20 protein-coding genes and 3 tRNA genes are annotated in these 22,249 nt (G+C 57.7%); 21 read left to right on the forward strand and 2 right to left on the reverse strand.

Translation table 11 applies throughout. The annotated features are described in order from the left end of the window. Positions 1–14: 14 nt before the first annotated feature. A complete protein-coding gene (locus tag BMY54_RS19305; protein WP_093435749.1) occupies positions 15–419 on the forward strand; it encodes an MFS transporter in 405 nt (134 codons plus the stop codon). Positions 420–428: 9 nt separating this feature from the next. Here the strand turns inward: BMY54_RS19305 and BMY54_RS19310 are convergent, their stop codons facing one another. After that, positions 429–737 (reverse strand): YhbY family RNA-binding protein, encoded by a 309-nt coding sequence (locus tag BMY54_RS19310; RefSeq protein WP_093435753.1) that lies wholly within the window; start codon positions 735–737, stop codon positions 429–431. A 101-nt stretch (positions 738–838) separates the two neighbouring features. On the opposite strand from BMY54_RS19310, the gene rlmE reads away from it, so the two are divergent. The 17 genes from rlmE (at position 839) to BMY54_RS19395 (ending at position 16,910) form a co-directional block, all read left to right on the forward strand. Further along, positions 839–1,468, forward strand: a complete 630-nt coding sequence (rlmE, locus tag BMY54_RS19315) for a 23S rRNA (uridine(2552)-2'-O)-methyltransferase RlmE (protein WP_007915237.1) — start codon at positions 839–841, stop codon at positions 1,466–1,468. 202 nt (positions 1,469–1,670) lie between these two features. Continuing rightward, positions 1,671–3,578, forward strand: coding sequence for an ATP-dependent zinc metalloprotease FtsH (gene ftsH, locus BMY54_RS19320; protein ID WP_016986501.1), 1,908 nt, complete (start codon positions 1,671–1,673; stop codon positions 3,576–3,578). A gap of 8 nt (positions 3,579–3,586) precedes the next feature. Then, positions 3,587–4,438, forward strand: coding sequence for a dihydropteroate synthase (gene folP / locus BMY54_RS19325; RefSeq protein WP_093435757.1), 852 nt, complete (start codon positions 3,587–3,589; stop codon positions 4,436–4,438). Positions 4,439–4,454: 16 nt separating this feature from the next. Beyond that, complete coding sequence (glmM, locus tag BMY54_RS19330; protein WP_064119464.1) at positions 4,455–5,792, forward strand: phosphoglucosamine mutase; 1,338 nt, start codon at positions 4,455–4,457, stop codon at positions 5,790–5,792. A 65-nt stretch (positions 5,793–5,857) separates the two neighbouring features. Continuing rightward, positions 5,858–6,613 carry a triose-phosphate isomerase gene (tpiA, locus tag BMY54_RS19335; RefSeq protein WP_016986498.1) on the forward strand — a complete coding sequence of 252 codons (756 nt, stop codon included), beginning with the start codon at positions 5,858–5,860 and terminating at the stop codon, positions 6,611–6,613. A 4-nt stretch (positions 6,614–6,617) separates the two neighbouring features. Beyond that, positions 6,618–7,004 carry a preprotein translocase subunit SecG gene (gene secG, locus BMY54_RS19340; RefSeq protein WP_016986497.1) on the forward strand — a complete coding sequence of 129 codons (387 nt, stop codon included), beginning with the start codon at positions 6,618–6,620 and terminating at the stop codon, positions 7,002–7,004. A gap of 21 nt (positions 7,005–7,025) precedes the next feature. Then, positions 7,026–7,111 (forward strand) — tRNA-Leu (locus BMY54_RS19345). A 97-nt stretch (positions 7,112–7,208) separates the two neighbouring features. Beyond that, positions 7,209–7,285, forward strand: a tRNA-Met gene (locus BMY54_RS19350). 139 nt (positions 7,286–7,424) lie between these two features. After that, positions 7,425–7,883, forward strand: a complete 459-nt coding sequence (rimP, locus tag BMY54_RS19355) for a ribosome maturation factor RimP (protein WP_007915250.1) — start codon at positions 7,425–7,427, stop codon at positions 7,881–7,883. A 47-nt stretch (positions 7,884–7,930) separates the two neighbouring features. Next, a complete protein-coding gene (gene nusA, locus BMY54_RS19360; protein WP_093435760.1) occupies positions 7,931–9,412 on the forward strand; it encodes a transcription termination factor NusA in 1,482 nt (493 codons plus the stop codon). Positions 9,413–9,439: 27 nt separating this feature from the next. Continuing rightward, positions 9,440–11,971, forward strand: a complete 2,532-nt coding sequence (gene infB / locus BMY54_RS19365; protein WP_093435764.1) for a translation initiation factor IF-2 — start codon at positions 9,440–9,442, stop codon at positions 11,969–11,971. A gap of 159 nt (positions 11,972–12,130) precedes the next feature. Beyond that, a complete protein-coding gene (gene rbfA / locus BMY54_RS19370; RefSeq protein ID WP_093435767.1) occupies positions 12,131–12,532 on the forward strand; it encodes a 30S ribosome-binding factor RbfA in 402 nt (133 codons plus the stop codon). 4 nt (positions 12,533–12,536) lie between these two features. Then, the gene (gene truB / locus BMY54_RS19375; protein ID WP_093435771.1) at positions 12,537–13,454 is read left to right on the forward strand and encodes a tRNA pseudouridine(55) synthase TruB; all 918 of its coding nucleotides are present in this window, start codon (positions 12,537–12,539) and stop codon (positions 13,452–13,454) included. A 143-nt stretch (positions 13,455–13,597) separates the two neighbouring features. Beyond that, positions 13,598–13,867 carry a 30S ribosomal protein S15 gene (gene rpsO / locus BMY54_RS19380; protein ID WP_003177875.1) on the forward strand — a complete coding sequence of 90 codons (270 nt, stop codon included), beginning with the start codon at positions 13,598–13,600 and terminating at the stop codon, positions 13,865–13,867. Positions 13,868–14,060: 193 nt separating this feature from the next. Further along, positions 14,061–16,166 (forward strand): polyribonucleotide nucleotidyltransferase, encoded by a 2,106-nt coding sequence (gene pnp / locus BMY54_RS19385; RefSeq protein WP_007915263.1) that lies wholly within the window; start codon positions 14,061–14,063, stop codon positions 16,164–16,166. Between the two features lie 127 nt (positions 16,167–16,293). Beyond that, positions 16,294–16,369: transfer RNA gene (locus BMY54_RS19390), tRNA-Thr, on the forward strand. 241 nt (positions 16,370–16,610) lie between these two features. Continuing rightward, the gene (locus tag BMY54_RS19395; protein WP_093435776.1) at positions 16,611–16,910 is read left to right on the forward strand and encodes a DUF6388 family protein; all 300 of its coding nucleotides are present in this window, start codon (positions 16,611–16,613) and stop codon (positions 16,908–16,910) included. Between the two features lie 51 nt (positions 16,911–16,961). Here the strand turns inward: BMY54_RS19395 and nadC are convergent, their stop codons facing one another. After that, on the reverse strand, positions 16,962–17,810 hold the full coding sequence (gene nadC, locus BMY54_RS19400) for a carboxylating nicotinate-nucleotide diphosphorylase (protein WP_093435780.1): 849 nt from the start codon (positions 17,808–17,810) through the stop codon (positions 16,962–16,964). A 386-nt stretch (positions 17,811–18,196) separates the two neighbouring features. Here nadC and BMY54_RS19405 point away from each other — a divergent pair, with 386 nt between their 5' ends. The 3 genes from BMY54_RS19405 (at position 18,197) to ampE (ending at position 21,838) form a co-directional block, all read left to right on the forward strand. Next, positions 18,197–20,377: a DUF1631 domain-containing protein gene (locus BMY54_RS19405; RefSeq protein ID WP_093435785.1), complete on the forward strand. Its 2,181-nt coding sequence runs from the start codon at positions 18,197–18,199 to the stop codon at positions 20,375–20,377. 64 nt (positions 20,378–20,441) lie between these two features. Then, on the forward strand, positions 20,442–21,002 hold the full coding sequence (gene ampD, locus BMY54_RS19410) for a 1,6-anhydro-N-acetylmuramyl-L-alanine amidase AmpD (protein ID WP_093435788.1): 561 nt from the start codon (positions 20,442–20,444) through the stop codon (positions 21,000–21,002). After that, positions 20,999–21,838 carry a regulatory signaling modulator protein AmpE gene (gene ampE, locus BMY54_RS19415; protein WP_093435791.1) on the forward strand — a complete coding sequence of 280 codons (840 nt, stop codon included), beginning with the start codon at positions 20,999–21,001 and terminating at the stop codon, positions 21,836–21,838. The genes ampD and ampE overlap by 4 nt, the downstream gene beginning before the upstream one ends. Positions 21,839–22,249 lie beyond the last annotated feature (411 nt).

A 22,249-nucleotide genomic window follows, 5' to 3' on the forward strand; every position in this document is an offset into this window, starting at 1 on the left:
TGCATGCGGGCGCCATGCTTTGGCAGCTGACCCAGATGCTTTGGGTTGGCGGTCTATGGCTGATTCATCTCGGTTTGCAGCCGGCATTGGGCAAGATTGGCCTGGCACCGCTGCTGATCGATGAGGTGGCCAGTGCATTTGAAGTGCTGGTGGTAGGTTTTGCCGCCGTATGCGTTATTTTTCAGGCTTTGGTGCTGGTACAGGCCGAGGGCCTTGTCAGTCTATGGCGAGATTTTCGCGGACAGGTGTTGCTGATGGCGTTGTATGCGTGTGCGATGTTTGTCGCAGTGCGTGTCGGCTGGCCGGATGCGCAGCGCTGGCAGGTCTTCAGTTATCTGGTTCTGGGCTTTTCCGGGCTGGTGCTGGTGATGCAGCCGGTGCCAGGATGGAGTGGCAGGGTGCGCGAAGCACACCCTTGACCCTTGTCATCACTTGAAGCGATGAACGTTCGACAGCTGCTTGTTGACGCTGAAGTTCTTGCGGTAAACCAGTGCCATCTTGCCGATGACCTGTACCAGGTCCGCTTTGCCGACCTTGCACAGTTCTGCGATATGCGCCATGCGCGACTCGCGATCGAGGATGTTGAGCTTGATCTTGATCAGCTCGTGGTCCGCCAAGGCGCGTTCAAGTTCGGCTAAAACACCTTCAGTCAAACCGTTGTCAGCCACCGTCAAAACGGGTTTCAGGTGGTGGCCAATGGATTTGTACTGTTTCTTCTGCTCTGGAGTGAGCGGCATAATCTGACCCTTTCGTCTGGATTCTGTAAAATGGCGGCCATTTTACCCGAGGGCTCGTGGATCCGCCCAATTAATCACGACCCTAATCATCGAGGTGCCCAATGGCGCGTTCCAAGACAAGCCTTGGTTGGCTGAAACGACATGTCAACGATCCCTATGTGAAGCAAGCACAGAAGGATGGCTACCGCTCGCGTGCGAGTTACAAACTTCTGGAGATCCAGGAGAAATACAAGCTGATCCGTCCCGGTATGAGCGTTGTCGACCTGGGTGCGGCGCCCGGTGGCTGGTCGCAGGTGACTAGCCGGCTGATCGGTGGTCAGGGGCGTCTGATCGCCTCGGACATCCTGGAAATGGACAGCATTCCGGACGTGACTTTCATTCAGGGCGATTTCACCGAGGACGAAGTGCTCGGGCGGATTCTCGAAGCCGTGGGTAATTCGCAGGTGGACCTTGTGATTTCCGATATGGCCCCCAATATGAGTGGTACGCCTGAAGTGGATATGCCGAAAGCCATGTTCCTTTGCGAGTTGGCGCTTGATCTGGCGGAACGGATCCTCAAGCCGGGTGGAAATTTTGTGATCAAGATTTTTCAGGGCGAAGGGTTTGATGTTTACCTGAAGGACGCTCGCAAAAAGTTCGACAAGATCCAGATGATCAAACCAGACTCATCTCGTGGCAGCTCACGTGAGCAATACATGCTGGCTTGGGGTTACCGCGGTCGTAGCGAGTAAAACGAGGTTTTTTGGTGGGGTGATAGGTTTTTCGTATTTCGCTCCGCGTGCATAAGCGAATATTGTGTAGAAAGTGTTTCACAAAGGGTTACAGACGGCGCCTGCCAGAGTTGTAGGTAATGTAGTAAGTTAGGCCGGTGAATATCATGCGAAGCGCGCGCCAGTAGCGGAGCTTGCTTCAGAGGGTAGTTAATTGAACGATATGGCAAAGAATCTGATCCTGTGGTTGATCATCGCGGCTGTCCTGGTGACGGTGATGAACAACTTCTCCAGCCCTAACGAGCCGCAGACCCTCAACTATTCCGACTTCATCCAGCAGGTCAAGGATGGCAAGGTCGAGCGCGTAGCCGTTGATGGTTATGTGATTACCGGCAAGCGCAATGATGGCGATAGCTTCAAGACCATTCGTCCGGCAATCCAGGACAATGGCCTGATCGGCGACCTGGTCGACAACCACGTTGTGGTTGAAGGCAAGCAGCCTGAGCAGCAAAGCATCTGGACTCAATTGCTGGTAGCCAGCTTCCCGATCCTGGTGATCATCGCGGTGTTCATGTTCTTCATGCGCCAGATGCAGGGCGGTGCCGGCGGCAAGGGCGGACCGATGAGCTTCGGCAAGAGCAAGGCGCGCCTGCTCTCCGAAGATCAGGTGAAAACCACTCTGGCTGACGTTGCCGGTTGCGACGAAGCCAAGGAAGAAGTCGGCGAGCTGGTTGAATTCCTCCGTGACCCGGGCAAGTTCCAGCGCCTGGGCGGTCGTATTCCTCGCGGTGTGCTGATGGTCGGTCCTCCGGGTACCGGCAAAACCCTGCTGGCCAAGGCGATTGCCGGCGAAGCCAAGGTTCCGTTCTTCACCATTTCCGGTTCTGACTTCGTCGAGATGTTCGTCGGTGTCGGTGCCAGCCGTGTTCGCGACATGTTCGAGCAGGCCAAGAAGCACGCTCCTTGCATCATCTTCATCGACGAAATCGACGCCGTCGGTCGCCATCGTGGCGCCGGCATGGGTGGCGGTCACGATGAGCGTGAGCAGACCCTCAACCAGTTGCTGGTTGAGATGGACGGCTTCGAAATGAACGATGGCATCATTGTTATCGCTGCAACCAACCGCCCAGACGTCCTCGACCCTGCGCTGCTGCGTCCGGGCCGTTTCGACCGTCAGGTTGTCGTTGGTCTGCCAGATATCCGTGGTCGTGAGCAAATCCTCAAAGTACACATGCGCAAAGTGCCAATGGGTGACGACGTCGCTCCGGCCGTTATCGCGCGTGGTACTCCGGGGTTCTCCGGTGCTGACCTGGCCAACCTGGTCAACGAAGCGTCTTTGTTCGCTGCACGTAGCGGCAAGCGCATCGTCGAAATGAAAGAGTTCGAACTGGCCAAAGACAAGATCATGATGGGCGCCGAGCGCAAATCCATGGTCATGTCCGAGAAAGAGAAACAGAACACCGCTTATCACGAAGCTGGCCACGCCATTGTCGGTCGCGTCGTGCCTGAGCATGATCCGGTCTACAAGGTATCGATCATTCCGCGCGGTCGTGCGCTGGGTGTGACCATGTTCCTGCCGGAAGAAGATCGTTACAGTCTGTCCAAGCGTGCGCTGATCAGCCAGATCTGCTCGCTGTACGGCGGCCGTATCGCTGAGGAAATGACCCTCGGTTTCGACGGTGTGACCACCGGCGCTTCCAACGACATTATGCGTGCTAGTCAGATTGCGCGGAACATGGTCACCAAGTGGGGCCTGTCGGAAAAACTCGGTCCGTTGATGTACGCCGAAGAAGAGGGTGAAGTGTTCCTCGGTCGCGGCGGTGGCGGTCAAGCTGCCAGCTTCTCCGGTGAGACAGCCAAGCTGATCGACTCCGAAGTGCGCAGCATCATTGATCAGTGCTACGGCACGGCCAAACAGATTCTCACGGACAACCGTGACAAGCTTGATGCGATGGCTGATGCGTTGATGAAGTATGAAACGATCGATGCTGAACAGATCGACGACATCATGGCGGGACGTACACCACGCGAGCCACGTGATTGGTCGGGGGGCACTGGTACACCACCACCTCCGGTGGTTCGTGACGAGCGTCCGGAAACACCGATTGGCGGTCCGGCTGCTGACGTTTAAGGTTTGAAATGACTTCTGTACAGTCCCTGACCCGGTTGCCTTGCGGCAACCGGGTTCTTGATTTGGCCCAGACGCATGTCATGGGTATTCTCAATGTCACCCCTGATTCTTTCTCCGACGGCGGCCAATACAGCCAGCTCGATGCGGCTTTGCGCCACGCCGAGGCTATGGTTGCAGCGGGTGCGACGCTGATTGATGTCGGTGGCGAGTCCACTCGCCCAGGCGCGCGCGCAGTGTCACCGCTCGAAGAGCTTGAGCGTGTGGCGCCGATCGTCGAGCTGATCAATCGCGAGTTGGATGTGATCATTTCGGTGGACACTTCTACGCCAGCCGTTATGCGCGAAACCGCACGATTGGGTGCCGGGTTGATCAACGATGTGCGGTCACTGCGGCGCGATGGCGCGCTGGATGCGGCGGCGGCTACGGGTTTGCCGGTGTGTCTCATGCATATGCTCGGTGAGCCTGGAGACATGCAGGACAATCCGCAGTATCAGGATGTCACGCGCGAAGTCGGTGATTTTCTAGCCGAGCGCATGGCGCAGTGTGCGGCGGCCGGTATTCCTGAGGGGCGGATCATTCTTGACCCGGGTTTCGGTTTCGCCAAAACCCTGCAGCACAACCTAAGCTTGTTCAAGCACATGGAAGCCCTCCATGCGTTGGGCCGGCCACTGCTTGTCGGTGTTTCCCGAAAAAGCATGATCGGGCAGGCCTTGAATCGTCCTGTCGGCGAGCGGCTGCATGGTGGTCTGGCACTGGCGGCGCTGGCATCGGTGAAGGGGGCGCGTATATTGCGCGTCCATGATGTAGCGGAAACGGTAGACGTGGTGCGCATGATCGCGGCCGTGGAATCAGCCGAATAAGAATGATGGAGTAGTTATGAGCAAGAAATACTTTGGTACTGACGGCATTCGTGGTCGAGTCGGTGAATACCCGATTACTCCTGACTTCATGCTCAAGCTCGGCTGGGCTGCCGGCATGGCGTTCCGCAAAATGGGCGCTTGCAAGGTGCTGGTCGGCAAGGACACGCGGATTTCCGGTTATATGTTCGAGTCGGCACTTGAGGCTGGTCTGACATCGGCGGGGGCTGATGTGATGTTGCTGGGTCCTATGCCGACGCCGGCCATTGCCTATCTGTCGCGTACGTTTCAGGCTGAGGCCGGTATCGTGATCAGTGCCTCGCACAATCCGCATGACGATAACGGCATCAAGTTCTTCTCCGGTAAAGGCACCAAGCTGCCGGATGAGCTGGAGCTGATGATTGAAGAGCTGCTCGATACCCCGATGACTGTGGTCGAATCGAGCAAGATCGGCAAAGTGTCGCGAATCAACGATGCATCAGGTCGCTACATTGAGTTCTGCAAAAGCAGTGTGCCAACCGGAACCAGTTTTTCCGGTCTCAAGATCGTTATCGACTGTGCGCACGGTGCGACCTATAAGGTGGCTCCGAGTGTCTTCCGCGAGTTGGGGGCAGAAGTCGTCGTGCTGTCAGCGCAGCCAAACGGTCTGAATATCAATGAAAACTGCGGCTCGACCCATATGGGTCAGTTGCAGGCTGCGGTGCTCGCCGAGCATGCCGACCTGGGTATCGCTTTCGATGGTGATGGTGATCGGGTGCTGATGGTCGATCACACTGGCGCCATCGTCGATGGTGATGAATTGCTGTTTATCATCGCTCGTGATCTGCATGAGCGGGGCAAATTGCAGGGCGGTGTCGTTGGTACCCTGATGAGTAATCTGGGGCTGGAACTCGCGCTGGCGGATCTTTCGATTCCATTTATTCGTGCCAATGTCGGCGACCGTTACGTGATTGCCGAGTTGCTTGAACGCAACTGGCTGGTCGGCGGAGAAAACTCGGGGCATATCGTTTGCTTCAATCACACCACGACCGGTGATGCGATCATCGCTGCGTTGCAGGTGCTGATGGCGCTGAAGACCCGTAATGAAGGTTTGGCGCAAACCCGCCAGGCATTGCGCAAGTGCCCTCAAGTACTGATCAATGTGCGTTTTGGTGGTGGCGAAAGTCCGCTGGAGCACCCGGCTGTCAAGGAGGCCAGTGCGCGCGTCACCCAGGCAATGGCGGGACGCGGGCGCGTGCTTTTGCGCAAGTCCGGGACAGAGCCTCTGGTGCGGGTAATGGTCGAAGGCGAGGATGAAACCCAGGTTCGCAACTACGCCGAAGAGCTGGCAAAACTGGTAACTGAAGTTTCTGCCTGATACGGCTTGCAAGCCATGATTGTGTTGGGTAACATCTGCGCCCACTTTGACCGACGAGGTACAGCATGCGTCGCCCTATGGTAGCTGGTAACTGGAAGATGCACGGTACCCGCGCCAGCGTCGCTGAGCTGATCAACGGCCTTCGTCATCTGGCCTTGCCAAGCGGTGTTGATGTCGCGGTATTCCCGCCTTGCTTGTATATCAATCAAGTGATTGATGGCTTGAAAGGCAAATCGATTTCGGTCGGTGCGCAGAATTCTGCGGTGGAATCCATGCAAGGTGCATTGACCGGTGAGATTGCACCGAGTCAGTTGGTGGATGCAGGTTGTTCCCTTGTGCTTGTCGGGCACTCCGAACGCCGCCAGATAATGGGCGAGCGAGACGGGATGCTGAATCGCAAGTTTGCAGCGGCACAGGCATGTGGCTTGATTCCGGTGTTATGTATAGGGGAAACCCTTGAGCAACGCGAAGCTGGAAAAACTCTTGAGGTTGTCGGGCGTCAGCTGGGCAGCATCATCGAGGAGCTGGGTGTAGGTGCTTTTGCCAAGGCAGTCATCGCTTACGAGCCTGTCTGGGCCATTGGTACCGGACTGACTGCAACGCCGCAACAGGCTCAGGATGTGCATAAAGCCATTCGCGAGCAGTTGGCGGCAGAGAATTCTGAAGTCGCACGAGGTGTGCGCCTTCTATACGGCGGCAGCGTGAAGGCGGCCAATGCGGTCGAACTGTTCGGCATGCCGGATATCGATGGGGGGCTCATTGGTGGAGCTTCCCTGAATGCAGATGAGTTCGGTGCGATCTGTCGCGCCGCGGGAAACTGAAAAAATGCTGGAAACAGTCGTAGTCGTTTTTCATCTGCTGGGTGCATTGGGCGTAGTTGCTCTGGTTTTGCTGCAGCAGGGTAAGGGTGCGGACGCTGGCGCGTCTTTCGGAGCAGGTGCTTCAAATACTGTGTTCGGAAGCCAAGGTTCCTCTACCTTTCTTAGTAAGTTTACTGCTATACTTGCCGCCGGTTTCTTCATAACCAGCTTGGGGTTAGGTTACTTTGCTAAAGAGAAGGCTCATCAGCTGACTCAGGCAGGTCTCCCAAATCCAGCAGTGTTGGAAGTGCCTAAGCAACAACAACCGGCTTCTGATGATGTCCCGGTGCTTCAAGAGCAAAAGTCGGCTACTCCAGCGACTGACGTACCTCCAGCTCAAGAGCAGAAGTAAGAAGGGTTTCAACGTAGTTTTGCCGAGGTGGTGGAATTGGTAGACACGCAACCTTGAGGTGGTTGTGCCCATAGGGTGTAGGGGTTCGAGTCCCCTTCTCGGTACCAATTAGTCAGGAGAGCCCGCTGTTGCGGGCTTTCTTGCAGGTGGAAGGTTACATTGACCCTATCAGGGATCGGTCGTATACTTCCGCCCCAGCTTTGTCGCGGGGTGGAGCAGTCTGGTAGCTCGTCGGGCTCATAACCCGAAGGTCGTCGGTTCAAATCCGGCCCCCGCAACCAGTTTAAGGAGCCCCTTTTAAGGGGCTTTTTGTTAGCTGGACACTTTCAACGCCGCTGTTCGACGGCGTTTCAAGGATGGGCGTTAAGCCCATTTTTTTATTTTGCAAAGCATGCACATATCATGCACTAGGGGGTTCAGGTGTCGAGCAAGCTAGAAGAGTTGCAGGCCTTGCTGGCCCCGGTGGTCGTGGCCCTGGGCTATGAATGCTGGGGTATCGAGTTTTCGGCTCAGGGTCGTCACTCGATGTTGCGCGTTTATATCGATAAAGAGGGTGGCGTGCTGGTGGACGATTGCGCCATTGTCAGCCGTCAGATCAGCGGTGTACTGGATGTTGAAGATCCAATTTCCGTTGAATACACCCTCGAAGTTTCCTCGCCTGGCATGGAGCGCCCACTGTTCACTCTTGAGCAGTTTGCAAAATTTGCCGGTGAACAAGTGAAGATCAAGCTGCGCTCGCCTTTTGAAGGTCGACGCAACTTTCAGGGCCTTCTGCGCGGTGTAGAAGAACAGGATGTCGTGGTGCAGGTAGACGACCATGAGTTCCTGTTGCCGATCGATATGATCGACAAGGCCAACATTATTCCCAGTTTTGACTGAGACGCGGATCCCGCGGATCCAATGGCTTGCGAAAGGCGAGGCGTACGATGAGCAAAGAAGTACTGCTGGTTGTTGAGTCGGTATCCAATGAAAAGGGCGTACCGGCAAGCGTAATTTTTGAAGCGCTGGAGCTGGCTCTGGCCACTGCTACCAAAAAGCGTTTTGAAGACGAAGTAGACCTGCGTGTGGAGATTAATCGCCACACCGGTTCTTACGAAACTTTCCGTCGCTGGACGGTCGTTGAAGAGAATGATCTCGACGATCCGGCCATCGAAACCTGGCCAACCAAGGTTGCTGAAACGCATCCTGGCGCCAAGGTTGGCGACGTCGTTGAAGAAAAGATCGAATCCATCGAGTTCGGCCGCATCGCTGCACAGACTGCCAAGCAGGTCATCGTGCAGAAAGTTCGCGAAGCCGAGCGCGCTCAAGTGGTCGACGCCTATCGCGAGCGCCTGGGAGAAATCATCTCCGGCACCGTGAAAAAAGTCACCCGCGACAACGTGATCGTCGATCTGGGTAACAACGCTGAAGCGTTGCTGGCCCGTGAAGACATCATTTCTCGCGAAACTTTCCGTGTCGGCGTGCGCCTGCGTGCGCTGCTCAAGGAAATCCGCACCGAGAACCGCGGCCCGCAGCTGATCCTGTCGCGTACCGCGCCGGAAATGCTGATCGAGCTGTTCCGCATCGAAGTGCCGGAAATTGCCGAAGGCCTGATCGAAGTAATGGCAGCGTCCCGTGATCCGGGTTCGCGCGCCAAGATCGCCGTCCGCTCCAAGGACAAACGCATCGACCCGCAGGGCGCTTGCATTGGTATGCGCGGTTCGCGCGTCCAGGCAGTGTCGGGCGAGTTGGGCGGTGAGCGTGTTGATATCGTCCTGTGGGATGACAACCCGGCTCAGTTCGTGATCAACGCCATGTCCCCGGCTGAGGTTGCGGCAATTATCGTTGACGAAGATGCCCATGCAATGGACATCGCCGTTGGCGCAGACAATCTGGCTCAGGCCATCGGTCGAGGTGGTCAGAACGTGCGTCTGGCGAGCCAGTTGACTGGCTGGACCCTGAACGTGATGACCGAATCGGACATCCAGGCTAAGCAGCAAGCAGAAACCGGCGACATCCTGCGCAACTTCATCGACGAGCTGGAAGTCGACGAAGAACTGGCTCAGGTGCTGGTAGATGAAGGCTTCACCAGCCTGGAAGAGATTGCCTACGTACCGTTGGAAGAAATGCTCAACATCGACGGCTTTGACGAAGATATCGTCAACGAGCTTCGCGCTCGTGCTAAGGATCGTTTGTTGACCAAAGCCATCGCTACTGAGGAAAAGCTGGCAGACGCCCATCCGGCCGAAGACCTGCTCTCGCTTGAGGGTATGGACAAGGATTTGGCGATGGAACTGGCGGTGCGCGGCGTAATTACCCGCGAAGACCTGGCCGAGCAGTCTATTGACGACCTGCTCGACATCGACGGCATTGACGATGATCGTGCCGGCAAGTTGATCATGGCCGCCCGAGCCCACTGGTTCGAGTAATTAGGCGCGGCCTGAGGAGAGAAGTGCATGACGCAAGTCACGGTGAAACAACTGGCCGATGAGGTCAAAACACCGGTAGAGCGCCTGTTGCAGCAGATGCGTGAGGCAGGTCTGCCGCACACCGCCGCCGAAGAAAATGTGACTGACAGTGAGAAGCAGTCCCTGCTGACTCACTTGAAAAGCAGCCACAAGGCGAAAGTGGAAGAACCACGCAAGATCACGCTGCAGCGTAAAACCACCAGCACCCTGCGTGTTGCTGGCAGCAAAAGCATCAGCGTTGAAGTCCGCAAGAAGAAAGTTTTCGTACAGCGCAGCCCGGAAGAAATCGAAGCCGAGCGCAAGCGTGAACTGGATGAGCGTCGCGCAGTAGAAAATGCTGCCCGTCAGAAGGCTGAAGAAGAAGCCAAGCAACGCGCCGAAGTAGAAGCGCGTAATCAGCCTGCTGCTGCGCAGAACGCTACCAGCGACGCCGTTGCGGCGCCGGCTGCAGTTGCCGAACCTGTTCGCGAAAGCGCACCGGTGGTTGCCGTTGCTCCAGCTCCGTCTGCTGACGTTCGCAACAAGCAGAACGAACAGCGCCGTCCGGACAAGCCACGTGCTGACGATAACAATCGTCGCAGCGGTGGCGGTGATGGCGAGCGCAAAAACGCTCCGCATCGCGCCTCGGTCAAAGAAAAAGCGCCGGCTCCACGCGTGGCACCACGCACTACCGACGAAGAAAGCGATGGCTTCCGTCGTGGTGGTCGCGGCAAGGCCAAGCTGAAGAAGCGCAACGCACACGGTTTCCAGAGCCCAACCGGCCCTGTCGTGCGTGATGTGCAGATCGGCGAGACCATCACTGTTGGCGATCTTGCCAATCAGATGTCGGTCAAGGCTGCTGAAATCATCAAGTTCATGTTCAAACTGGGTACTCCAGCGACCATCAACCAGGTGCTTGATCAGGAAACTGCTCAACTGGTAGCCGAAGAACTGGGCCACAAAGTGACCCTGGTCAGCGACACCGCCCTGGAAGATTCCCTGGCCGAGTCCCTGAAGTTTGAAGGTGAGTCGTTCTCCCGTGCGCCAGTCGTGACCGTAATGGGCCACGTTGACCACGGTAAAACGTCCCTGCTCGACTACATCCGTCGTGCCAAGGTAGCTGCTGGCGAAGCCGGCGGTATTACTCAGCACATCGGTGCATACCACGTTGAAACCGAACGCGGCATGGTCACTTTCCTCGACACCCCGGGTCACGCCGCGTTTACCGCAATGCGTGCTCGTGGTGCCAAGGCGACCGACATCGTGATCCTGGTGGTTGCAGCGGACGACGGCGTGATGCCGCAGACCATTGAAGCTGTTCAGCACGCTGTAGCGGCTGGCGTTCCACTGGTTGTAGCCGTGAACAAAATCGACAAGCCGGGCGCCGATCTCGATCGCATCCGTAGCGAACTGTCGGTTCACGGCGTGACTTCCGAAGAGTGGGGCGGTGATACGCCGTTCGTTCCGGTTTCGGCGAAAGTCGGTACTGGCGTGGACGAGTTACTTGAAGCCGTTCTGCTGCAAGCTGAAGTTCTCGAACTGAAAGCAACTCCATCGGCTCCTGGCCGTGGCGTTGTGGTTGAATCGCGTCTCGACAAAGGTCGTGGCCCGGTGGCAACCGTTCTGGTTCAAGACGGTACCCTGCGCCAAGGCGACATGGTTCTGGTCGGTTCGAACTATGGCCGCGTGCGTGCCATGCTCGACGAGAACGGCAAGCCAATCAAAGAAGCCGGTCCTTCCATCCCTGTCGAGATCCTCGGCCTGGACGGTACCCCGGACGCTGGCGACGAGATGAGCGTGGTTGCTGACGAGAAGAAAGCCCGTGAAGTGGCTCTGTTCCGTCAAGGCAAGTTCCGCGAAGTCAAACTGGCTCGCGCTCACGCCGGCAAGCTGGAAAACATCTTCGAAAACATGGGTCAGGCCGAGAAGAAGACGCTCAACATCGTCCTCAAATCCGACGTCCGTGGTTCGCTGGAAGCGTTGAACGGTGCCTTGAATGGCCTGGGCAACGACGAAGTACAAGTGCGTGTAGTCGGCGGCGGCGTTGGTGGTATCACCGAATCCGACGCTAACCTGGCACTGGCTTCCAACGCTGTACTGTTCGGCTTCAACGTGCGTGCCGATGCTGGCGCACGGAAGATCGTCGAGCAGGAAGGTCTGGACATGCGTTACTACAACGTGATCTACGACATCATCGAAGACGTCAAGAAAGCCCTGACCGGCATGCTCGGCAGCGATGTTCGCGAGAACATCCTGGGTGTGGCCGAAGTGCGTGACGTGTTCCGTTCGCCGAAGTTTGGCGCGATCGCAGGCTGCATGGTGATCGAAGGTGTTGTGCACCGTAACCGTCCGATCCGTGTACTGCGTGAAGACATCGTTATCTTCGAAGGCGAGCTGGAATCCCTGCGCCGCTTCAAGGATGACGCTTCCGAAGTACGTGCCGGCATGGAATGCGGTATCGGCGTGAAGAGCTACAACGACGTCAAAGTCGGCGACAAGATCGAAGTCTTCGAGAAGGTTCAGGTTGCTCGCAGCCTCTAACTCGCACACTTCAGGAGCCGTGATGGGCTGTCGTACTCAACGGTGCGGCGCATCACCCGGACTCTAAACGCAACGCCCGGTCTGGCTTTTGTCAGGCCGGGCGTTTGCCGCTTTCAGACCTTGCGGGTTTCACCGCAGGGCAGTAACAGGTAACAAATCATGGCAAAAGAATACAGCCGTACCCAACGTATCGGCGATCAGATGCAGCGTGAGCTGGCCCAACTGATCCGTCGCGAAGTCAAAGATCCACGCGTGGGTCTGGTCACCATTACCGCTGTGGAAGTCAGCCGTGACGTCGGTCACGCCAAGATTTTCATTACCGTGATGGGCCAGGACAACGCTGAAGATATCGCGCAAAGCATCAAGGTGCTCAACGCCGCCGCAGGTTTCCTGCGCATGCAGCTGGCCCGTGAAATGAAGCTGCGCAGCGTGCCGCAATTGCACTTCCACTACGATGAATCCGTCGTGCGTGGCGCGCACCTGTCGGCGCTGATCGAGCGTGCCGTGGCTGAAGACAATCAGCATCCGGTCGTTGCTGAACCTGAAGACACCAAGGAGTAATTCGGTGGCTCAGGTCAAACGTATCCGTCGTAATGTCAGCGGCATCATCTTGCTCGACAAACCGTTGGGGTTCACCTCCAACGCTGCGTTGCAGAAGGTCCGCTGGCTGCTCAATGCCGAGAAGGCCGGTCACACCGGTAGCCTAGACCCACTGGCCACCGGCGTTTTGCCGTTGTGCTTCGGTGAGGCCACCAAGTTCTCGCAATACCTGCTCGATTCCGACAAGGGTTATGAAACCCTGGCGCAACTGGGCAAGACCACCACCACGGCAGATGCCGAAGGTGAGGTTTTGCAGGAGCGCCCGGTGACCGTTGGTCGCGCCGATGTCGAAGCGGTTCTGCCGAAATTTCGCGGGCAAATCAGTCAGATACCGCCGATGTACTCGGCGCTCAAGCGTGATGGCCAGCCGCTGTATAAGCTGGCTCGTGCAGGCGAAGTAGTGGAGCGCGAACCGCGTTCTGTTACTATTGCGCGCTTGGAATTACTGGCCTTCGAAGGCGATACTGCGCGTCTTGCGGTGGATTGCAGCAAGGGCACCTATATTCGCACCCTGGTGGAGGATATCGGTGAGCAACTCGGTTGTGGTGCGTACGTCGCTGAATTGCGTCGTACCCAGGCCGGGCCTTTCACCCTGGCGCAGACGGTTACCCTCGAAGAGCTTGAAGCAGTACATGCCGAAGGCGGCAACGAAGCGGTTGATCGCTTCCTGATGCCATCGGACAGCGGCCTGCTGGATTGGCCGTTGCTGCACTTCTCGGAAGCGAGTGCGTTCTACTGGCTCAACGGCCAGCCGGTACGTGCCCCGGATGCTCCGAAGTTCGGCATGGTACGGGTACAGGATCACAATGGTCGCTTCATCGGTATCGGTGAAGTGAGCGAAGACGGGCGCATTGCACCACGTCGACTGATTCGGTCGGAATGACCGAAACCGGTCTGTGTCAAAGCAGGCTGGCGAGGGTGGCTGTTAACAGGCACGGTCACTACTCATTTATAGATACAGGGATTTGTCCCTGGCCTGTTGAAGCTGTTTCCCTGAAACAGTTTCCTGATAAAAAGGATTGCCTCATGGCTCTCGACGTTCAAGAAAAAGCTCAAATCGTTGCTGACTACCAGCAAGCTGTTGGTGACACTGGTTCGCCAGAAGTGCAAGTTGCACTGCTGACCCACAACATCAACAAGCTGCAAGGTCACTTCAAGGCCAACGGTAAAGATCACCACTCCCGTCGTGGTCTGATCCGCATGGTAAACCAGCGTCGCAAGCTGCTGGACTACCTGAAAGGCAAGGATCTGGGTCGTTATCAGACTCTGATCGGTCGCCTGGGTCTGCGTCGCTAATCAGCGATTGCGCTATGAGGTTGGTTGTCTGTCGGACGTCTGCGGTTTACCGCTGGCGGCTTGCAGGCTCCCAGCCTCAAGTTTTATCTGGATACACGTTTTACCCCGGACAACGGTTGGGCCGATTCCCGACATTGCCCAAGAATTCGCAAGAAACCAGTTCCCCCAAGAGCCACAAAGAAGGTAGGACACCGTGAACCCGGTAATCAAAAAATTCCAGTTCGGTCAATCGACCGTTACCCTCGAGACTGGCCGTATCGCCCGTCAGGCCTCCGGCGCAGTATTGGTCACCGTTGACGACGACGTCAGCGTATTGGTGACTGTAGTCGGCGCAAAACAAGCCGATCCGGGCAAGGGCTTCTTCCCTCTGTCCGTTCACTACCAGGAAAAGACTTACGCTGCCGGTAAGATCCCTGGTGGTTTCTTCAAGCGTGAAGGCCGTCCTTCCGAGAAAGAAACCCTGACTTCCCGACTGATCGACCGTCCGATCCGTCCACTGTTCCCTGAAGGCTTCATGAACGAAGTGCAGGTTGTCTGCACCGTCGTTTCCACCAGCAAGAAAACCGATCCGGACATCGCTGCGATGATCGGTACCTCGGCTGCCCTGGCCATCTCGGGCATTCCGTTCGACGGCCCGATCGGCGCCGCTCGTGTAGCTTTCCACGAAAGCACCGGCTACCTGCTGAACCCGACTTACGAGCAGCAAGCTGCTTCGAGCCTGGACATGGTCGTTGCCGGTACTTCCGACGCCGTACTGATGGTTGAATCGGAAGCCAAAGAGCTGACCGAAGACCAGATGCTGGGCGCGGTACTGTTTGCTCACGACGAGTTCCAGGTGGTGATCAACGCCGTTAAAGAACTGGCTGCCGAAGCTGCCAAGCCGACCTGGACCTGGGCGCCTGCGCCAGAAGCCACCGAACTGCTGGGCGCTATCCGTGCCGAGTTCGGCGAAGCGATCTCCCAGGCTTACACCATCACCGTCAAGGCCGACCGTTACGCGCGTCTGGGCGAGCTGAAGGATCAAGTCGTTGCCAAGCTGTCCGGTGAAGAAGGCCAGCCTTCGTCCAGCGAAGTCAAAGCCGCTTTCGGCGAAATCGAATACCGCACCGTTCGCGAAAACATCGTTAACGGCAAGCCACGTATCGACGGTCGCGACACCAAAACCGTACGTCCGCTGAACATCGAAGTCGGCGTTCTGCCGAAGACTCACGGTTCGGCGCTGTTCACCCGTGGTGAAACCCAGGCTCTGGTCGTTGCAACACTGGGTACTGCCCGTGACGCACAACTGCTGGACACCCTGGAAGGCGAGAAAAAAGACCCGTTCATGCTGCACTACAACTTCCCTCCGTTCTCGGTGGGCGAGTGTGGTCGCATGGGTGGCGCTGGTCGTCGTGAAATCGGTCACGGCCGTCTGGCCCGTCGTTCGGTTTCGGCCATGCTGCCAGCCGCTGACGTGTTCCCGTACACCATCCGTGTAGTTTCGGAAATCACCGAATCCAACGGTTCGAGCTCGATGGCTTCCGTTTGCGGCGCTTCCCTGGCCCTGATGGATGCTGGTGTGCCGATGAAGGCGCCGGTTGCCGGTATCGCCATGGGTCTGGTTAAAGAAGGCGAGAAGTTCGCCGTCCTGACCGACATCCTTGGTGACGAAGACCACCTGGGCGACATGGACTTCAAAGTAGCCGGTACCGCCAAAGGCGTTACTGCGCTGCAGATGGACATCAAGATCAAGGGCATCACCGAAGAGATCATGGAAATCGCTCTGGGCCAAGCCCTGGAAGCGCGCCTGAACATCCTCGGTCAGATGAACCAGATCATCGGCCAGTCGCGTACCGAACTGTCGGCCAACGCTCCGACCATGATCGCGATGAAAATCGACACCGACAAGATCCGTGACGTTATCGGTAAAGGTGGCGCGACCATCCGTGCGATCTGCGAAGAAACCAAGGCTTCGATCGACATCGAAGACGACGGTTCGATCAAGATCTTCGGCGAAACCAAGGAAGCGGCTGAAGCAGCACGTCAGCGCGTTCTGGGTATCACCGCTGAAGCCGAGATCGGCAAGATCTACGTCGGCAAGGTTGAGCGCATCGTCGACTTCGGCGCATTCGTCAACATCCTGCCGGGCAAGGATGGTCTGGTGCACATCTCGATGCTGAGCGACGCTCGCGTAGAGAAAGTGACCGACATCCTGAAAGAAGGCCAGGAAGTGGAAGTGCTGGTACTGGACGTGGACAACCGCGGCCGTATCAAGCTGTCCATCAAAGACGTGGCAGCGGCCAAGGCTTCGGGCGTTTAATCACCCCCAGGCTTTAGCGCAATGAAAATGCCCCGCCGTGAAAACGGCGGGGCATTTTTTTGTCTGCCAGAAAAGGTCAAGGTACAAAGTTGCCGGAGCCCGAGACCGGTGCTAGGTTTAGCCCACCGCCCGTGTAGCTCAGCCGGTAGAGCAGCGCACTCGTAACGCGAAGGTCGCAGGTTCGATTCCTGTCTCGGGCACCACCTTCTTGATCACTCTCACTTATCCCCATGTGGATTTATGTTCCGCAGGTCAGCTTTTTGTGGGAGAGATGTAAAGACCCGTGTAATTCGTCATGCAAACGTCCTATATTCGGTGCCTGCATGAGCATCGCTTAGCAGTTTTCAGATGATCCCGAATGGTTCCGAAGGCCGGTCAATCCGCGTCAGAGAGATCCTTGATGATCCAGATCCATCCTCCATTCCTAAGATCAGCGAGAACGCCATGACCGAATTAACTCAAGAGCAACGTCACGTACAGGCGCTGGAAAAGTACAAACTCGACGCCCCGCAGCTGTTGGAAGAGATCAAGGATCTCAGTCCCGATGATCAGAAAGATCAGATTCAGTGGGCCTTCGAAGATGAAGCCGAAGCCCAGGGCTTGCAGCCGTGGGAACTGACGCTCAAGTACACGAGCACGCCGGAAGAGTTCGAGGCGCAGCGCCTTGTGCTGCACAAAGAGGCGGCGGAAGTGCTGGGTGTCGAGTGGGAAGAATACTGCGAGATGAATAATCTGGTGGTCTGAAACAAAAACGCCAGCCTCAACCGGGCTGGCGTTTTTTATTGCGTGAAACCTTCAGAGGCTCAAGCGCATCGACAGATCCACCGCTTTCACATCCTTGGTCATCGCACCGATCGAGATGTAATCCACGCCGGTCTCGGCAATCGGCAGCAACGTGCTTTCGTTGATGCCACCGCTGGCTTCCAGCTTCGCCTTGCCGCCGTTCAGGCGCACGGCTTCGCGCATGTCATCCAGGCTCAGCTCGTCGAGCATGATGATGTCGGCGCCGGCGGCCAGTGACTCCTTCAGCTCCCCCAGACTTTCCACTTCGACTTCCACCGGTTTGCCCGGCGCGATCTTGTGCGCGGCGGCAATGGCTTGTGGAATGCCACCGCTGGCGGCGATGTGGTTTTCCTTGATCAGGAACGCGTCGTACAGACCGATGCGATGGTTGTGGCAGCCACCGCAGGTCACCGCGTATTTCTGCGCCAGACGCAGGCCTGGCAGGGTTTTGCGGGTGTCGAGCAGTTTGACCTGGGTAGTACCGACGAAATCGGCCAGGTACTGCGCGCGAGTCGCCACACCCGACAGCAGTTGCAAGAAGTTCAGCGCACTGCGTTCCCCGGTCAGCAGCGAACGGGCCGGCCCTTCCAGATGAAACAGCGGCTGATTGGGTTTCACCCGCTCGCCATCGACCACTTGCCAGTGCACCGCGACCCGTGGATCGAGCTGACGAAACACGGCATCGACCCACGCCGTGCCGCAGATGACGGCGGCATCGCGCGTGATGATGGTGGCTTTGGCCAGACGTTCGGCCGGGATCAGTTGCGCGGTGATGTCGCCGCTGCCGATGTCTTCGAGCAACGCACGGCGCACGTTGGCTTCGATTTCGGCGGTCAAATCGGCGAGACGTAGATTCGGCATAACGGGCTCCACAAACAAAGTGGTTCGATTATAGGGGCATGGCGCGAGCCAACCCAAGGCGAGAACGCGCGTGCTTGCCTGCATCCGGTCGATTTTCTTTGAGTAAAACGCGCCCGGACAGGGTCATTGAGAGGGCATAGGGGAAACCCTGACGACTATGGCGCCGTGGGCAAGTTATGAAAGATAATCCGCCTTGCATTTGACGTCATAGCTTTGACGTGCAATGCGGCCGAAGTTGTTGAGACCTGTGGGAGCGAGCTTGCTCGCGAAAGCGCAGTGTCAGTCACCAACCATGTCACTGACAGATCGCCTTCGCGAGCAAGCTCGCTCCCACAGGAGGCTTATGTTGCAAGTGACCGAACGAATCACCGTTTCAGGAGGCTTGGATGCACAACGACGGGAAAGTGGTGCCTTTGCACAAGGGCGCTACCGATCAGGCAAATCACTCGCCGCTCGCCCGCCTGCCTGTGATTCTGCTTCAGGTTCGCGACAAGGCTGCCCAGCAACTGCGCCACGGCTTGCAGGAGCTGTTCGATAACGCTGACGACACGCTGTTCGAAATGGCCGACCGGGCGCGCAACGATGTCGAGCAGAATATCTTTTTCGAAGCCATGCGCGACTTGCGCCTCAAGCGCAAAAACATCGAGCGTGGCTTCCTTGAGCAATTTTTCGAAGCCTTCGTCGGCCTGACGCAATACGATCCCACGCACAACACGCTGCCGCACGCCCTGATCTACGACGAGCTGGCACCGCGCAGCGACGACATGGAGCGCAGCGTGGCGGTCGAGACCATGGTCGGTCGCGTGCTCAAGCGTGACGGCTTCGCCCTCGATCAACTGACCGCGCGCCTTAACGCGCTGCTCGGCAACACCCTCGACGATCAGCACAACCCGCTCGGCCCGGCGCGGCTCTGCGAGTTTTTCCTCCAGGCCGGGCGTAATCTGGGCGTGGAAATCAAGGTCAAGCTGATCCTGCTCAAACTGTTCGAGCGCTATGTATTGGCCGACACCGAGCAGCTTTACGCCGAAGCCAATCAATTGTTGCTCGCCACCGGTGTGTTGCCCGAGTTGAAAGCGGCCCCTGCACGTCGCGCAATTGATCGTGCGATCGCCAATGTGCACAGCGAGGAACGCGACGACACGCCGCCCGTCGACGAAGGCGTGCAGGAGGTTTTCGCCGCGTTGCAGAAGTTGCTCGCACAGGTGCGCGGCAGTGTCGCGCCGACGCTGGAACCCAGCGTCGCGGCGCAACCGATTTCCACCCGCGACCTGCTGCGCCTGCTCTCGCATTTGCAACAGTACGTGCCCGCGCTGGCGGCGCAGGATGACTTTGATCTGCGCAATCAGCTCGAACAACTGTTGACCCGGGTCAGCGTCAGAAGCGGCAAATCGCGGATCGTCGGCGATGCGGACGAAGACGTGATCAACCTGATCGCGATGGTCTTTGACTGCATTCTTGAAGACCGCAATGTGCCGGATTCGCTCAAGGCCCTGATCGCCCGGTTGCAGATCCCGATGCTCAAGGTCGCGGTACTCGACAAGAGTTTCTTCAGCCGCAGCACCCACCCGGCGCGGCGCCTGCTCAACGAAATCGCCGCGGCGGCCATGGGCTGGGGCGATTGCGACGGTGAGGCACGCGACAGCTTGTACCTGCGTATCGAACAAGTGGTGCAGCGCCTGCTCAACGATTTCGTCGACGACCCGGCGATTTTTTCCGAGTTGCTGGCTGACTTTCTCGCCTTCACCAGCGATGAACGCCGCCGCAGCGAGCTGCTTGAACAGCGCCTGCGTGATGCTGAAGAGGGGCGGGCAAAAACCGAACTGGCGCGGCGTCGGGTCGAGCGCGCGTTGAATCAAGCGCTGCTGGGCAAGACCCTGCCGCCGACCGTGGTCACCTTCGTCCAGGACGCCTGGAGCAAAGTACTGCTGCTGACGTGCCTTAAACATGGCGATCAGTCCGCTGAATGGCAGGCCGATGTGCAAACAATGGAGCAACTGATCTGGAGTGTGCAGCGCCATGACGACGCTGAATCCAGCCTGCGCTTGCTGGCGCTGGTGCCGGGCTTGCTCAAGGCACTGCGTGATGGTCTGAGCAGTTCGGCGTTCGATCCGTTCGCCACCAGCGAGTTTTTCAGTGAGCTGGAAGCCTTGCATGTGCGGGTGCTGGAGCGCTCCGAGCAGGCCGAGCAGGCTTTGCCCATGGTCGAGGTGTCGCAACAGATCATCCTGCAAACCGCTGATGAAGGCAGCGCGGCGTTGACCTCGGTACGTTTGCCTCACGACGCCGCCGGTCTGCGCCAGGTCGAGCAACTGCGTCTTGGCAGTTGGGTGGCGTTTCAGGAAGACGATGAAAACAGTCTGCGCTGCAAACTCGCGGCCATCATCGAAGTCACCGGCAAGTATGTATTTGTCGATCGCACCGGGATGAAGGTGCTGGAGCGCAGCCGCATTGCACTGGCCTTGGAATTCGAGCGCGGAGCGGTGCGTGCGCTGGACGACACCTTGTTGTTCGATCGCGCGCTGGAGTCGGTGCTGGGCAATCTGCGACGACTCAATCGCGGCAAGTGATCGCGCGTCGGGGGCCGATCACGGCATACTGGGCGCCAACACAGTCGGCGTTGAAGGAATCGGTATGCAGTTGGATCCCGCTAGCGGGTGGTGTCATGGGGTGCAGGTCTGCCCATCGCCCAACTTCAATGAGCGCCCAGCGGGCGAAATTTCCCTGTTGGTCATCCACAACATCAGCCTGCCGCCGGCGCAGTTCGCCACGGGCAAGGTGCAGGAATTTTTCCAGAATCGTCTGGATGTCACCGAACATCCCTATTTTGCAGGGATTGCTGACCTGCGCGTCTCGGCGCACTTTCTGATTGAACGTGACGGCAAGGTCACCCAGTTTGTCTCCTGTCTTGAGCGAGCGTGGCATGCCGGCGTCTCGGTCTTCGATGGACGAGAAACCTGTAACGATTTTTCCGTGGGCATCGAGCTCGAAGGCACCGATGATCTGCCGTTCACCGACGCGCAGTATCAGGTGTTGACGGCGTTGACCCGCCAGTTGCAAAGCGCATTTCCGGCCATCACCGGCGCCCGCATTTGTGGGCACAGCGACATAGCACCCGGGCGTAAGACCGATCCTGGCCCGGCATTCGACTGGGCGCGTTACCGCGCGGCCCTGGCACAAGAGGAAGGACAATGAGTTTTCTGGTGTTACTGCTGGCGTTGTGGATCGAGAAGTTTTCGGCCCTGCGTCATCGGGTTCAACGCGATGGCGGATGGATCCGCGAACTGAACAAACTCGAAACCAGCACGCGCCTGGCCAGACAGCCTTGGCTGGTGCTGACGATTCTGGTGCTGTTCCCGGTGGCGCTGTTGGCGTTGTTGCTCTTGGTACTGGAGCCTGTGGCCTACGGCTTGCTGGCGTTGCCGGTGCATTTGCTGGTGGTGATTTACAGCCTGGGGCGCGGCGATTTGCTCGGCGGTCTCGGGCCATTCCGTGATGCCTGGCGGCGTGAAGATCTGCAAGCCGCAGCGCATGTGGCCAAGCGCGATCTGGATATCTGCGCCGACAGCGGCGAGCAGTTGCTTGAAAGCGTGCAGGGGCATCTGCTGTGGCAGGCCTATCAGAGCTTTTTTGCGGTGATATTCTGGTATTTCGTGCTCGGCCCGGTGGCGGCTTTGGCGTATCGCCTGTTGGCGCTGGCGCAGGAGCACGGCCAGAACCCGGCGCTGGTCGAGCGCGCCGCGCAACTGCGGCATGCCTTTGACTGGCTGCCGGTACGCTTGCTGGCGGCGAGTCTGGCGCTGGTCGGCAACTTTGTCGCGGTCAGCCGGGTAATGCTGCATGAACTGCTGAACTGGAACATCAGCGCTGCACAATTGATCAACCGGGTCGGTCTGGCGGCGGGGGAGATTCCACCTCCCGTGGTCGGTCCGGACGGCATCAACACCCTCGATTGCCTGTGGGAATTGCTCTTGCGCGCGGCGGTGCTGTGGTACGCCGGGTTTGCCTTGTGGACCGTCTTGATCCACTGATTTCATTGATTTAAACAAAGATCCGAAGATCGCAGCCTGCGGCCGCTCCTACACAGGGATTGTGTATTTCCTGAAGGAGCTGCCGCAGGCTGCGAGGTTTTTTCGTTAACCTTAAGTTACAAAACCTCCCTCCGATTTGAGCTATACAGAGATGGCGCTCGATAGTGGCTATCTGCTGTCGCCCCGCGCCTGCCAATAAAAACAAGAAAAACCAAGGGAGACTTCCAGTGAAGAGCTTGCTCTATCCCGCCGTCTCGCTGATGAACCGTCTGAGCTTCGGCATGAAGTTCAGCCTGATCAGCGTGCTGTTTCTGGTGCCGATGCTGGTGACCAATTTTTATCTGGTGCGCGATTCCTATCGCGAATTCCAGGGCACTCGGGTCGAGCTGCAAAGCCTTGATCTGCTGGGCA

Origin of the sequence: Pseudomonas sp. ok266, from assembly GCF_900110195.1 — a bacterium.
Taxonomy (GTDB): domain Bacteria; phylum Pseudomonadota; class Gammaproteobacteria; order Pseudomonadales; family Pseudomonadaceae; genus Aquipseudomonas; species Aquipseudomonas neuropathica.

Excerpts from the sequence above, each read along its gene's own strand:
- tpiA (WP_016986498.1), top strand. The coding sequence starts at position 5,858 with ATGCGTCGCCCTATGGTAGCTGGTAACTGGAAGATGCACGGTACCCGC.
- BMY54_RS19395 (WP_093435776.1), top strand. The coding sequence starts at position 16,611 with ATGACCGAATTAACTCAAGAGCAACGTCACGTACAGGCGCTGGAAAAG.
- rpsO (WP_003177875.1), top strand. The coding sequence starts at position 13,598 with ATGGCTCTCGACGTTCAAGAAAAAGCTCAAATCGTTGCTGACTACCAG.
- ampE (WP_093435791.1), top strand. The coding sequence starts at position 20,999 with ATGAGTTTTCTGGTGTTACTGCTGGCGTTGTGGATCGAGAAGTTTTCG.
- glmM (WP_064119464.1), top strand. The coding sequence starts at position 4,455 with ATGAGCAAGAAATACTTTGGTACTGACGGCATTCGTGGTCGAGTCGGT.
- secG (WP_016986497.1), top strand. The coding sequence starts at position 6,618 with ATGCTGGAAACAGTCGTAGTCGTTTTTCATCTGCTGGGTGCATTGGGC.
- nusA (WP_093435760.1), top strand. The coding sequence starts at position 7,931 with ATGAGCAAAGAAGTACTGCTGGTTGTTGAGTCGGTATCCAATGAAAAG.
- BMY54_RS19305 (WP_093435749.1), top strand. The coding sequence starts at position 15 with ATGCTTTGGCAGCTGACCCAGATGCTTTGGGTTGGCGGTCTATGGCTG.
- rlmE (WP_007915237.1), top strand. The coding sequence starts at position 839 with ATGGCGCGTTCCAAGACAAGCCTTGGTTGGCTGAAACGACATGTCAAC.
- folP (WP_093435757.1), top strand. The coding sequence starts at position 3,587 with ATGACTTCTGTACAGTCCCTGACCCGGTTGCCTTGCGGCAACCGGGTT.
- rbfA (WP_093435767.1), top strand. The coding sequence starts at position 12,131 with ATGGCAAAAGAATACAGCCGTACCCAACGTATCGGCGATCAGATGCAG.
- BMY54_RS19310 (WP_093435753.1), bottom strand. The coding sequence starts at position 737 with ATGCCGCTCACTCCAGAGCAGAAGAAACAGTACAAATCCATTGGCCAC.
- ampD (WP_093435788.1), top strand. The coding sequence starts at position 20,442 with ATGCAGTTGGATCCCGCTAGCGGGTGGTGTCATGGGGTGCAGGTCTGC.
- BMY54_RS19405 (WP_093435785.1), top strand. The coding sequence starts at position 18,197 with ATGCACAACGACGGGAAAGTGGTGCCTTTGCACAAGGGCGCTACCGAT.
- infB (WP_093435764.1), top strand. The coding sequence starts at position 9,440 with ATGACGCAAGTCACGGTGAAACAACTGGCCGATGAGGTCAAAACACCG.
- ftsH (WP_016986501.1), top strand. The coding sequence starts at position 1,671 with ATGGCAAAGAATCTGATCCTGTGGTTGATCATCGCGGCTGTCCTGGTG.
- nadC (WP_093435780.1), bottom strand. The coding sequence starts at position 17,810 with ATGCCGAATCTACGTCTCGCCGATTTGACCGCCGAAATCGAAGCCAAC.